The following is a 12,788-nucleotide window of genomic DNA, read 5'->3' as shown; positions in this document are numbered from 1 at the left end:
GCTTGGATCGCGCAAGGCAGCGCTTTCAGGAAAGGACCGGGTTTGACAGAAACGAAAACCGCTGACGTATCAGCCGGGAGCAAAGGCTGATGGGCGCCTATATTCTCAGACGTCTGGCGCTGATGATCCCGACCATTATCGGCATTATGGGCATTTCGTTTCTTGTCATCCAGTTCGCGCCGGGCGGGCCGGTGGAACAGGTCGTCGCGCAACTGACTGGGCAGGGCGACAGCGCCTCCGACCGCCTCTCCGGCGGCGGCGATCTTATGGGCCAGTCCGGCGGTTTCGATGAAAGCGGCTCGAAATATCGCGGTGCGCAGGGCCTTGATCCGGAGCTGATCGCCAAACTTGAGAAACAGTTCGGTTTCGACAAGCCGCCGCTCACTCGTTTTCTCGAAATGATGTGGAATTACATACGCTTCGATTTCGGCGACAGCTTCTTCCGCAATTCCTCGGTCATCGATCTCATCATCGACAAGCTGCCGGTATCGATGTCGCTCGGCTTCTGGATCCTGATCATCTCCTACATGATCTCCATTCCACTCGGCATCAAGAAAGCCGTTTCCGACGGCTCGACCTTTGATATCTGGACATCAGGCATCATCATCATCGGTTATGCCGTTCCAAGCTTCCTGTTCGGCATTCTTCTCATCGTGCTTTTCGCCGGCGGATCGTTCTTCGACTGGTTCCCGCTGCGCGGTCTGGTATCGGACAATTTTGACCAGCTGAACTGGTGGCAGAAGATCATCGACTATTTCTGGCACCTGACCCTGCCGCTGATCGCGCTATCGCTTTCGGCTTTCGCGACGACGACGCTTCTGACGAAAAACTCCTTCATCGACGAGATCAAGAAGCAATATGTCGTGACCGCCCGCGCCAAGGGGCTCAGCGAACGTAAGGTTCTTTATGGCCACGTCTTCCGCAATGCTATGCTGATCGTGATCGCCGGTTTTCCGGGCGCCTTCATCTCGGCATTCTTCACCGGTTCGCTGCTGATCGAGAACATCTTCTCGCTGGATGGCCTAGGCCGCCTCGGTTATCTCTCGGTCGTCAATCGCGACTACCCGATCGTGTTCGGCACGCTCTTCATCTTTTCGCTGATGGGCCTCGTGGTCAGCCTCCTATCCGACCTTATCTACACATGGATCGATCCGCGAATCGATTTCGAGCGGAGGGACGTGTGATGACGCTTGCCCATACCGCCGCAACGGAAACGTTGGTAAAGCCGAAGCGCCCGTGGTTTTCACCAACCACCAAGCGCCGCTGGCAGAATTTCAAGGCAAACCGGCGCGGTTACTGGTCCTTCTGGCTGTTCCTGATCCTGTTTTTCCTGAGCCTGATTGCGGAATTCATCGCCAATGACAAACCCATTTTCGCTTCCTACAAGGGCGAATTTCTGGTGCCGGTCATGGTCGATTATCCGGAGGAAAAGTTTGGCGGGTTCCTTGCCCAGACTGACTACAAATCCTCCTTCATTCAGGACGAGATCAACGCCAATGGCTGGATGATCTGGCCGCCGATCCGCTATTCCTATCAGACGGTCAATTCCAACATTCCGCATTCCGCCCCCACGGCACCCTTCTGGCTGATGGATGAAAAGGACCGTTGCTCGGCCTATCCGCAGGGTAATGCCGATCCCGGCTGTACGCTCGGCAATCTCAATTGGCTCGGAACCGACAATCAAGCGCGCGACGTCACGGCGCGGATGATCTATGGCTTCCGTATTTCCGTGCTTTTCGGCCTGACGCTGACGATCGCATCCGCCCTCGTTGGGGTGACTGCCGGCGCCATCCAGGGTTACTTCGGCGGCTGGACGGACCTGCTGTTGCAGCGTTTCATTGAAATCTGGTCATCCATGCCAGTGCTTTACATCCTGCTGATCATCGCGGCTATTCTGCCGCCGGGTTTCTTCGTGCTGCTTGGCATCATGTTGCTGTTTTCATGGGTCGGCTTCGTCGGCATCGTGCGCGCGGAATTCCTGCGTGCCAGAAACTTCGAATATGTCCGCGCCGCCCGCGCCCTTGGTGTCGGCAACTGGACAATCATGTTCCGGCATCTTCTGCCAAACGCCATGGTGGCAACACTGACCTTCCTGCCGTTCATCCTCTCCGGCTCGATCACCACTTTGACCTCGCTCGATTTCCTCGGCTTCGGCATGCCGCCGGGATCGCCATCGCTGGGCGAGATGATCGCGCAGGGCAAGAACAATCTTCAGGCGCCCTGGCTTGGCCTCACGGCCTTCTTCACCATGTCCATCATGCTGTCGCTGCTGATCTTCGTCGGCGAGGCGGTGCGAGACGCCTTCGACCCACGCAAGACGTTCCGGTGATCGCCATGATGGAAACAAAGACCCAGCCGCTTCTCTCCGTCCGTGATCTCTCCGTTGCCTTTCATCAGGGTGGAGCGACCAGCGTCGCCGTAGATCATGTTTCCTTCGACCTGATGCCGGGCGAAGTTGTCGCCCTGGTCGGGGAATCCGGCTCCGGAAAATCGGTCACGGCGAACTCCATTCTCAAATTGCTGCCCTATCCGGCGGCGAGCCATCCTTCGGGCAAAATCCTGTTCGACGGCAAGGATATGCTGACCCTGCCGGAACGCGCGTTGCGCGCTGTTCGCGGCAACGACATCACCATGATTTTCCAGGAGCCGATGACCTCGCTCAACCCGCTCCACACCATCGAGCGGCAGATCGGCGAGATTCTGGAGCTGCATCAGGCAATCACCGGCGCTGAAGCGCGGGCGCGCACGCTGGAACTGTTATTGCAGGTGGGCATCCGCGAGCCGGAAAAGCGCCTGAAGGCCTATCCGCATGAATTGTCCGGCGGCCAGCGGCAGCGCGTGATGATCGCCATGGCGCTTGCCAACCGGCCGAAACTGCTGATCGCAGATGAACCCACGACCGCACTCGATGTAACCGTTCAGGCACAAATCCTTGAACTGCTGAGCGACCTCAAAAACCGGCACGGCATGTCCATGCTGTTCATCACCCACGATCTCGGCATTGTCCGTAAGTTTGCCGATCGTGTCTGCGTGATGACCAAGGGAAAGATCGTCGAGACCGGCACGGTGGAGCAGGTGTTTACCGATCCGCAGCATGCCTATACCCGCCATCTTCTGGCTGCCGAACCCAAGGGCGAGCCGCCGCTTTCCGATGCCAGCAAACCTGTCGTCATGCAGGGCGACGACATAAAAGTCTGGTTCCCGATCAAGGCGGGGCTGATGCGCAAGGTGGTCGACCACGTGAAGGCGGTTGACGGTATCGATATTACCCTGCGCGCAGGACAGACGGTTGGCGTCGTGGGCGAATCCGGCTCCGGCAAAACGACACTCGGTCTCGCCCTATCGCGTCTTATAGCGTCTGAGGGGCGTATCAGTTTCATCGGTCAGTCGATCGACAGCTATTCCTATGAAATGATGAAGCCCCTCAGAAATCGGCTTCAGGTGGTGTTTCAGGATCCTTACGGTTCGCTCAGCCCACGCATGTCGGTGGGCGAAATCGTTGCCGAGGGTCTGAAGGTGCACGAGCGACAGCTTTCCGCCGATGAGCGGGATACCCGCGTCGCCCAGGCGCTGGAAGAAGTCGGCCTCGACCCGGCGACGCGCTGGCGCTATCCGCATGAATTTTCCGGTGGCCAGCGTCAGCGTATCGCCATTGCCCGCGCCATGGTGTTGAAACCCCGCTTCGTCATGTTGGACGAGCCCACATCGGCGCTCGACATGAGCGTGCAGGCACAGGTGGTTGATCTCTTGCGCGATCTTCAGGCCCGCCACGAACTCGCCTATCTCTTCATCAGTCATGACCTGAAGGTAGTTAAAGCGCTTGCCAACGACGTAATCGTCATGCGCAACGGCAAGGTGGTGGAGAGCGGCCCGGCAGCGGAGATATTCGCCGATCCGCAACAGGAATATACCAAGGCCCTGCTGGCTGCTGCTTTCAATATCGAGGCAGTCGAAACTAAAGCGGTGAGCCAGTAGCAGGCGCATTGCTGTTTCTATTAAGACGATGATTTTTCTGTTGCTTTGCGCAAAATGCCGACCCATGTTGCGGGGACGAGATACGCAAACGGATTGAATGCCATGGCAGCGGATGTGATCGTTTTGGGCGCGGGGATCATCGGGGTCTCCGTCGCTTTGCAACTGGCCCGCAGGGGCAAATCGGTGGTGCTGGTGGACCGGCGGGGACCGGGTGAGGAAACCTCCTTCGGCAATGCCGGACTGATCCAGAGAGAGGGTGTCGTTCCCTACGCCTTCCCGCAGGAAGTTAGCCGGCTTCTCCGCTATTCCCTGAACAACAGCATCGATGCCCGTTATCATCTCTCTGCCCTGCCCAGGATCGCGCCTTTTCTTGGCCGCTACTGGTATAATTCTGCGGCCACGCGCCACGCAGCAATTGCCCGCGCCTACGCGCCGCTGATCGAGCACTCGGTCTCCGAACACAGCATCCTGATCGATGAAGCCAAGGCAGGCGATCTAATCGTAAAAAACGGTTGGATGGAGACCTACAGGACCGCCGAAAGACGGGATGCAGACTTTGCTTTCGCCGAACGTCTGGCGCGCGACCACGGCATCTCCCACAGGAAACTCGATGGGGCGGAACTCGCCGCGGCGGAGCCGCATCTCAGCCGCGATTTCGTCGGCGGTTTGAAATGGAACGATCCATGGTCGGTGCGCGATCCACATGCGCTGACGCTCGCCTATGTCAAACTGTTCGAGAGCCTTGGCGGAACCTTTGTCCGGGGTGACGCATCCACGCTCAGCCAGACGACAAATGGTTGGACGGTACGCACCGAAACCGGGGCGGTGGAGGCTGAACATGCCGTTGTCGCACTGGGCCCCTGGGCGGATACGGTGACGGAACGGCTCGGTTACCGCTTTCCGCTCGGCGTGAAACGCGGCTATCACATGCACTATGCGCCGCAGGAGGGAACCAAGCTCAACAACTGGTTGATCGACGCCGAGCGCGGTTATTTCCTCGCGCCAATGCGCAAAGGCATCCGCCTGACGACCGGCGCGGAATTTGCCGAACGCGATGCGCCGAGATCCCCCGTGCAGATCGAGCGGGCGGAACGGGTGGCCCGCACCGTCTTTCCTCTGGGCGGCAGGCTGGATGCGGAACCCTGGATGGGCGCGCGTCCCTGCACACCGGATATGATGCCGATCATCGGCAAGGCGCCGCGCCACAGGACATTGTGGTTCTCGTTCGGTCACGCCCATCACGGCCTCACACTCGGGCCCATCACTGGCCGTGTGCTGGCGGAAACCATGCTGGGAGAAACGCCGGTCATCGCCATCGATGCCTATCGACCCGAAAGGTTCAATCCCTAGATCCTGATGAACTGAAGTCATCTCTGGCGAAAACCGTGTACACTTTTCGCCATCCCGCTCTGATGGCCGAATCCGCTGGCCTTCCCGCGGCGGGCCACGTAACATGGGCTTATAAAAAGGGAAAAGGGGCAAGCGTCATCATGACGGCGAGGTTTCTCATCTATCAACAGCAGGACGATTTTCGTTAGCGAAGCGCTTCTGCGCGCGAAACAGAAGAGAAACGGCCTGCTGGTGCATGATGGATGATATTGAAAAAGCAAAGAAATTTTTCGACGATAACCCCGATATCGAAATTCTCGAAGCCTTCGTCATAGATGCGAACGGCGTGCCGCGCGGCAAATGGATTCCGCGCGAAAGGGCGATCGATGTCCTTGAAAAGGGAATGGCGATCCCACGCTCGGTCTATGCGCTGGATATCTGGGGCCGCGATGTGCATGCCGCAGGCCTCGCCGAAGGGACGGGCGATCCGGACGGGTTCTGCTTTCCTGTTCCCGGCACGCTGTCTCGGGTGACATGGCTTGGCCGGCCGACCGCGCAAGTCCTGCTCGCGATGAAAAATCCTGATGGAACCGGGTTTTATGGCGATCCGCGCAATGTTCTGGCAAGGGTGCTGGAAGCCTACAAAAAGGCCGGCCTCACGCCGGTCGTGGCGACCGAACTCGAATTTTACCTGATCGACCCGGTTCGCTCTGCGCTCGATCCGGTGCGTCCGCCGCACAGCCGCGAAGGCCGGTGGCACACGGGCCAGACACAGGTTCTGTCGATTTCCGAATTGCAGGATTTCGAGGATGTCTTCCATGATATCGCAACCGCATGCAGGGCGCAGGGTGTTCTTGCCGATACGACGCTGCGGGAAAACGGCCCCGGCCAATATGAAATCAACCTCAATCATGTGCCGGACGCGTTGCGGGCCGCCGATTTCGCTGTCTTCCTGAAACGTATCGTCAAGGGTGTGGCGCGGCGGCACGATCTCGACGCCACCTTCATGGCGAAGCCGTACGGGTTACAGGCCGGCAATGGCATGCATGTGCATTTTTCCGTTCTCGATAGTGACGGCAGGAATATCTACGCCGGGGAAAACGGACCATCGGACGCGCTGATGCATTCGGTCGGCGGCCTTCTGGAAAACATGGGGGAGAGCATGGCAATCTTCGCTCCCCATGCCAATTCCTATCGCCGCCTGACGCCCAGCGAACATGCGCCCACCTATGCCTCCTGGGGCATAGACAACCGCTCGGCGGCGGTGCGCGTTATCACTGCCAGCAAGGCCGCAACCCGCATCGAACATCGTGTCGCCGGCGCCGATACCAATCCCTATCTTGTTGTGGCGATGATCCTGAGTGCTGCCCTTGCCGGCATGAAGGAAAAACGCCAGCCGGGCGGCGCGATTTCCGGCGACAGCCACGCCATCAATCACGAACCTCTGCCCACCAACTGGGATTATGCATTGCAGCGTTTCACGCGTTCGAGTTTCGCCTATGCGACGCTTGGCCAGCGTTATCGCACGCTGTTTTCTGCCTGCAAACAGCAGGAACTTTCCGAATTTTCCTTGCGTGTAACCGACGTCGAATATGACGCCTATATCAGGACGGTGTGAGATGGCTGAGGTGACGACTATTCCCAATCCCGGCCACACATCCTCCTGGTATGCGGCCTCCGCCAATGTCAAATCCGTGCGGCCAACGCTTGAAGGCGCAATGGAAGCGGATGTCTGCGTCATCGGTGGCGGGTTTACCGGGATTTCCGCAGCACTCGAACTTTCCGAACGCGGCTATTCCGTTATCGTGCTGGAAGGCGTGCGGGTCGGCTTCGGCGCGTCGGGGCGCAATGGCGGCCAGATCGTCAATGGCTATAGCCGCGACCTCGAAACAATCGCCAGTCGTTACGGCCACGACAAGGCGGTGAAACTCGGCGAAATGTCGCTGGAAGGCGGGGAGATCATCCGCAGCCGCATTTCGAAATACGCTATCGATTGCGATCTCGTCGATGGCGGTTTCTTTGCGGCCTTCACGACGAAACAGATTCGCGAGATGGAGGCCCACAAGGCCCATTGGGAAAAACACGGCCATGGCGGGCTTGAGATGGTCTCCAAAGCCGATGTCGGAAAATACGTGCGGACCGATCGTTATGCCGGCGGCATGATCGACCGTTTCGGCGGCCACATCCATCCGCTCAATCTGGTGCAGGGGGAAGCCGCGGCGGCCGAAAGTCTCGGTGCGCGCATATTCGAAAATTCGAGGGTCATTTCGCTGGAGCAGGGCGTAAACCCTGTCGTGCGCACGGCGACGGGCAGCGTGAAGGCGAAATATGTTCTCGTCTGCGGCAATGCCTATCTCGGCAAGCTGCTGCCGGAAATCGGCGACCGGATGATGCCGGTCTCAAGCCAGGTCATGGCGACAGAGCCGCTTGATGCCGATCTGATCGAGCAACTCCTGCCAGCCAATTATTGCGTCGAGGATGCCAATTATATTCTCGATTATTATCGCCGCACCTCCGACAACCGCCTGCTTTATGGCGGTGGTATCGGTTATGGCGGCAGCGATCCGGCGGATCTGACCGGGGTAATCCGTCCGAATATGCTGAAGACTTTCCCGCAACTGGAAAAGACGAAGATCGATTTTGCCTGGAGCGGCAATTTCGCGCTGACGCTGACGCGCATCCCGCATATGGGCAAACTGTCGGACAATGTCTATTTTTCGCATGGCGACAGCGGCCACGGTGTCACCACCACGCATCTGCTCGGCAAGATATTGGGCGAGGCCGTTGCAGGCCACGCAGAGCGTTTCGATGTCTGGAGTTCCCTGCCGAATTATCCGTTCCCGGGCGGTAAGACGTTCCGCGTGCCGCTGACCGTGCTTGGTGCATGGTGGTACGGCCTGCGCGACAGGCTCGGATTTTAAAAAATCACCGCTTTCAGGCCCGAAAGTGCGTTTGCGGTAATTTCCTCCGGCGTGGCGTCGATGCTGACGCTTACGACGCCGGGTTCGCCCGTCGGCACTTCCAGCGTGGCAAGCTGGGTCTGGAGCAGCGAGAGCGGCATGAAGTGGCCCTTGCGTTCGCCCATACGCCTGCTGAGAAGTTCCAGGCTGCCGTCCAGATAGACGAAAGCGAGCGGGCCACCGGTAGCCTCGCGAAGGCGGTCGCGGTAGATTTTCTTCAGCGCCGAGCAGGAAACGACGACACCGTTATTTTCGTTTCCCTTGCGCAGTTCTGCGCCAATCAGATCGAGCCAGGGCCAGCGATCTTCGTCGGTCAGCGGAATGCCCTCTGACATTTTGTCGACATTGGATTTCGGGTGAAGCTTGTCGCCCTCAATAAAGGCAATGCCCAGTTTTTCCGCCAGTTCCTCTGCGACCGTGGACTTGCCAGAGCCGCTCACTCCCATCACGACGATTGCCTTTGTCACCCGAACCTCGAATGTTTCTGTTTCGACGGTCAGCCCCTAACATGCGCGGCGGATGTCGGGAACATAAAAATGAGGAGCTTGCATTTGTCAGTGCCCGGTTTTGCGGGCCGCTGCCTTTTCCAGTGCAGAAAAGCTGGCGTGGATCAGGATTGCCAGCACAGCGACGATCAATCCGCCCTGAAGGATGAAGGCGAGATTGTTGGATTGCAGGCCGGCGATGATCACCTCTCCGAGCGTGCGGGCCGCGACCGTGGAACCGATAGTTGCTGTTGAAAGGCTGATCACCGCCGAAAGCCTGATGCCTGCGAGGATCGCCGGAAGGGCAAGTGGCAGCTCCACTTTGACGAGCCGTTGCCAGCCGGTCATGCCGGCGCCCTTTGCGGCATCCATGACGGTTGGCGGCAGCGTGGTCAGCCCTGTCAGCGTATTTTCGAAAACCGGTAGAAGCGCATAGAGAAACAGCGCAATGAGCGTCGGTTTCTCGCCAAAACCGATCATCGGCACGGCAAGCGCCAGCACCGCCACCGGGGGAAAGGTCTGGCCGATATTGACGATGCTGCGCGATAGCGGCAGAAAATCCGCGCCGAAAGGGCGGGTGACGAGAACCGCAAGGGCCCCCGCCACCAGCGTGGCGAGCCCCGTTGCGATTGCGACAATGGTCAGATGCGACAGTGTCAGGGAAAGCAGATTGGCCTGCGTGTAGATCGCAGGCGCATTGGTCTGCACAAGAGGGCGGAATATCGGTGCGAAAACCTGCGGCGCCGCGAGAAAGGCGATTAGCGCCAGCACCAGAAGCCCGGGGGCGAAAAACGAAGCGGCATTTTTCATGGGGTTCCGGCAGCCCGCTGGAGGAGAACATCGCGCCGTACGATACCTGCGGGTTTGCCATCGTCTTTCAGCACCGGCAAGGTATCGCAGCCCGCCCACAACATTGCAGACAGGGCGTCGCGCTGGCTGGTATGTTCATTCAAAGGTTCGCCTTCGGCGCTTCCCGGCTCCACGACGTCTGCAACCGACAGGACGGATAGAAGTTTCAGGGCGCGCTCGTTTTCGCCGATCATGGTGCGGACGAAATTCGTTGCCGGTTTCAGCACCAGCTCGGCCGGCGGGCAGTCCTGAACGATACGGCCCTTGTCCATAACGGCAATACGATCCGCCAGGTGAAAGGCCTCGTCCATATCATGCGTGACAAGAACGATGGTGACACCGAGCTTCTTCTGGATATCGAGAAGATCGTTCTGGGCCTTTGCGCGAATAACCGGGTCCAGTGCACCGAAAGGTTCGTCCATCAGAAGAATGTTCGGCTCGGCCGCAAGCGCGCGCGCCACGCCGACACGCTGTTGCTGGCCGCCTGAAAGCTCATGCGGAAAGCGGTTGGCATAAAGCGCCGGATCCAGCTGGAAGAGCTGCATCAGCGCGTCGATTTTCGCATCGATGCGCTTGCGGTCCCAGCCGATGAGCTGCGGAACCGTCGCGATATTCTCCGCCACGGTGCGATGCGGGAACAACCCATGGCCCTGAATGGCATAGCCGATCTGACGGCGCAGCTTGTAGCCCGGCATGGTGCTCACATCGTCTCCGTCGATGCGGATAGTGCCGGAAGTCGGCTCCACCAGCCGGTTTATCATGCGCAGCAGCGTGGTTTTTCCTGACCCGGAAGTGCCGACGATGACGGTGACGGTGCGCGGCGCCACAGTCAGGGAGACCTGGTCGACCACGACCGTATCGCCATATCGTTTCGTGATGGTGTCGATCTCGATCATGCCTTTTGCCTTCCGCCTGTGCTGAAGAGATTGCTGTCGATAAGGGCGTCGAGCGTAATCGCGGCGGCGAAGCCGAGCAGAACGGTCGGCACGGTGCCGAGCAGTACGAGGTCCATCGCGGTCTGCCCTATGCCCTGAAACACGAAAACGCCAAATCCACCGCCGCCGATCAGAGCTGCGATGGTCGCAAGACCGATATTCTGCACCAGTACGATACGGATGCCGGTGAGGATGACGGGCATGGCGAGCGGAAACTCCACCCGCAGCAGCCTTTGCAGTGGCGTCATGCCAAGCCCGCGCGCGGCTTCCCGCACTGCCTGCGAAACGCCGGACAGGCCGACCACCGTATTGGAGACAACGGGCAGCAGCGAATAGAGAAATAGCGCCACGAAGGCCGGCGCCATGCCGATGCCGGCGATGCCGATCTTCGCCGCACCCGGCACATTGGCTGCCATCCATCCGAGTGGCGCGATCAAAAGGCCGAAAAGCGCGATGGAGGGAATGGTCTGGACGATATTGAGAGCGTTCAGTAGACCGGAGCGCAAACGCTCGACCTTGTAACAGAGAATGCCGAGCGGGATACCGGCGAGGGTGGCTGCAACCAGCGACCCGATGGCAAGTTCCACATGCCGCAGTGCTTCGGTCCAGAAGATATCTGCCCGGCCGGTATATTCCTTGATGATGGAGAGATCGTCCCAGAGGCCGCTTGTCAGGACCGCCGCAAGCGTCCCGGTTGCCACCAGCAACAGCAAAATCCGCAAAGTGGGTTTCGGCTGGAGGCGTGCAATGCAATCGGCGGCGAGCAATGCAAGCCCTGCAAACATCAACCAGAAACCGCTGGCGGGCGAAACGCGGGCAAAACTGTTGCCCTCAGGTGTCAGCGCAGACGCCGCCTGCCCGACGAAGATCGCCAGTGCCGCGAGACCGACCAGCGCAGCGGCGAGTTTCAGGCGCGCCGGAAACCGGAAAAAGGCTATGAAGGCGGCGACAACAATGATGGCGACGAGGAGGGTAGCAACAGCAACCGGAAGCGCTTCGAAGATCGTTCGCGTTTCACCCTGAATGATCCGGTTGGCTCGGAATGTCATGAAGGGGGACGCTGCAAGCGCGTAGAGAAGCAGGCACGAAATCAGCACGCCTACCTTGTCAGGCCATTTCGTCAAATTCCGCTCCTCCGGATCATAGGTTCGGACGGGATGGTGAAAGCCTCACATGGTTTCCGATATCCCGCCCCAACGGTTCTCTGCCAATTACTTGAGGAAACCGTTCTTCGTCAGGAAGTCGGTCGCGACTGCCTTGGCCTGTTCGCCCCCCACCTGCACGCGGGCGTTCAGCTCCTGCAAGGTTGCCAGATCCAGCTTTTCGAAAACGGGTTTCAGCAATGTCTCGATATTGGGGTTCTTTTTCAGAACTTCCTCGCGAATGATCGGCGCGGGCTGGTAGACGGGCTGCACATGCTTGTCGTCCTCAAGCACGACAAGACCGGACGGCGCTATGCCACCATCGGTGCCATAGACCATGGCCGCATTGGCATTGTTCGTCTGATTTGCGGCGGCAGCGATAGTGGCAGCCGTATCGCCACCGGAAAGCGTGATCAGCTGATCCGGCTTCATGGTAAAGCCGTAGGTGGTCTGAAATGCCGGCAGGGCGGCTGCGGAATTGACGAATTCCGAGGATGCGGCAAGAACCACCTCACCGCCACCGGCAATGTATTTGCCGAAATCCGAAAGCGTCTTCAGATTGTTCTTGTCGGCAACATCCTTGCGCAGCGCGATCGCCCAGGTGTTGTTTGCGGGCGATGGTGTCAGCCAGACGATCTTATTGGCGTCATAGTCGAGTGTCTTGGCTTCTTGATAGGCCTTGGCGGCATCTTTCCAGAGCGGGTCGTCCGCCTTGGAGAAGAAGAAGGCGGCGTTGCCTGTGTATTCCGGATAAATGTCGATCTCGCCAGCAGTGATCGCTTTTCTGACGACCGGGGTAGCGCCGAGCTGGATGCGATCCGTCGTCTCGATATTGTTCTTGTTCAGCACGGCGAGGATGATGTTGCCGAGAACGCCACCCTCCGTGTCGATCTTAGACGACACCACCACCTGCGCCTGAGCGAAGGAAACAGAAAGGGCAAGCGCAAATCCGGCGCCTGTCAACATCATCAAGCGGTTCATGAATAGTCCTCCGGTGGGTCAGCCTGTCGAACACGCGAAAAATCGCCGCCGCAATTGCGGAGAAACATGAACGGCCAGAGGAACAAATGGTTGCAACGCCATTGGCGTTTTTTACCTGAATGGCGAGGGCGC

11 protein-coding genes are annotated in these 12,788 nt (G+C 58.9%); 6 read left to right on the top strand and 5 right to left on the bottom strand.

Annotated elements, in window-relative coordinates; all coding sequences use genetic code 11:
- The first annotated feature begins 89 nt into the window (after nucleotides 1-89).
- The 6 genes from AC5SEO_RS09020 to AC5SEO_RS08995 all read left to right on the top strand — a co-directional run bounded on the left by AC5SEO_RS09020 (nucleotide 90) and on the right by AC5SEO_RS08995 (nucleotide 8,225).
- The gene (locus AC5SEO_RS09020; protein ID WP_003514512.1) at nucleotides 90-1,184 is read left to right on the top strand and encodes a microcin C ABC transporter permease YejB; all 1,095 of its coding nucleotides are present in this window, start codon (nucleotides 90-92) and stop codon (nucleotides 1,182-1,184) included.
- Nucleotides 1,184-2,329 (top strand): ABC transporter permease, encoded by a 1,146-nt coding sequence (locus AC5SEO_RS09015; RefSeq protein ID WP_003514514.1) that lies wholly within the window; start codon nucleotides 1,184-1,186, stop codon nucleotides 2,327-2,329. The genes AC5SEO_RS09020 and AC5SEO_RS09015 overlap by 1 nt, the downstream gene beginning before the upstream one ends.
- Nucleotides 2,330-2,334: 5 nt before the next feature.
- Nucleotides 2,335-3,975: an ABC transporter ATP-binding protein gene (locus AC5SEO_RS09010; protein ID WP_029658722.1), complete on the top strand. Its 1,641-nt coding sequence runs from the start codon at nucleotides 2,335-2,337 to the stop codon at nucleotides 3,973-3,975.
- A 102-nt stretch (nucleotides 3,976-4,077) separates the two neighbouring features.
- A complete protein-coding gene (locus AC5SEO_RS09005; protein WP_174060655.1) occupies nucleotides 4,078-5,325 on the top strand; it encodes an NAD(P)/FAD-dependent oxidoreductase in 1,248 nt (415 codons plus the stop codon).
- A 235-nt stretch (nucleotides 5,326-5,560) separates the two neighbouring features.
- Complete coding sequence (locus AC5SEO_RS09000; protein ID WP_003514517.1) at nucleotides 5,561-6,922, top strand: glutamine synthetase family protein; 1,362 nt, start codon at nucleotides 5,561-5,563, stop codon at nucleotides 6,920-6,922.
- A gap of 1 nt (nucleotide 6,923) precedes the next feature.
- Entirely contained in the window at nucleotides 6,924-8,225 is a 1,302-nt protein-coding gene (locus AC5SEO_RS08995; protein WP_003514518.1) for an NAD(P)/FAD-dependent oxidoreductase, read from the top strand.
- On the opposite strand, the gene AC5SEO_RS08990 is transcribed toward AC5SEO_RS08995, so the two are convergent.
- The 5 genes from AC5SEO_RS08990 to osmF all read right to left on the bottom strand — a co-directional run bounded on the left by AC5SEO_RS08990 (nucleotide 8,222) and on the right by osmF (nucleotide 12,656).
- Nucleotides 8,222-8,710 (bottom strand): gluconokinase, encoded by a 489-nt coding sequence (locus tag AC5SEO_RS08990; RefSeq protein ID WP_174060714.1) that lies wholly within the window; start codon nucleotides 8,708-8,710, stop codon nucleotides 8,222-8,224. The genes AC5SEO_RS08995 and AC5SEO_RS08990 overlap by 4 nt on opposite strands.
- A 108-nt stretch (nucleotides 8,711-8,818) precedes the next feature.
- Entirely contained in the window at nucleotides 8,819-9,559 is a 741-nt protein-coding gene (locus tag AC5SEO_RS08985) for an ABC transporter permease (protein WP_019564507.1), read from the bottom strand.
- Nucleotides 9,556-10,494, bottom strand: coding sequence for an ABC transporter ATP-binding protein (locus AC5SEO_RS08980; protein WP_003514521.1), 939 nt, complete (start codon nucleotides 10,492-10,494; stop codon nucleotides 9,556-9,558). Before AC5SEO_RS08980 ends, AC5SEO_RS08985 begins: the two co-directional genes overlap by 4 nt.
- Nucleotides 10,491-11,657 (bottom strand): ABC transporter permease, encoded by a 1,167-nt coding sequence (locus AC5SEO_RS08975; RefSeq protein ID WP_174067946.1) that lies wholly within the window; start codon nucleotides 11,655-11,657, stop codon nucleotides 10,491-10,493. The genes AC5SEO_RS08980 and AC5SEO_RS08975 overlap by 4 nt, the downstream gene beginning before the upstream one ends.
- 87 nt (nucleotides 11,658-11,744) lie before the next feature.
- Nucleotides 11,745-12,656 carry a glycine betaine ABC transporter substrate-binding protein OsmF gene (osmF, locus tag AC5SEO_RS08970; RefSeq protein WP_013635286.1) on the bottom strand — a complete coding sequence of 304 codons (912 nt, stop codon included), beginning with the start codon at nucleotides 12,654-12,656 and terminating at the stop codon, nucleotides 11,745-11,747.
- Nucleotides 12,657-12,788: the final 132 nt, after the last annotated feature.

The sequence above is a fragment of the Agrobacterium sp. K11 genome, assembly GCF_059429395.1.
This window is presented reverse-complemented; position numbering and strand designations above follow the sequence as displayed.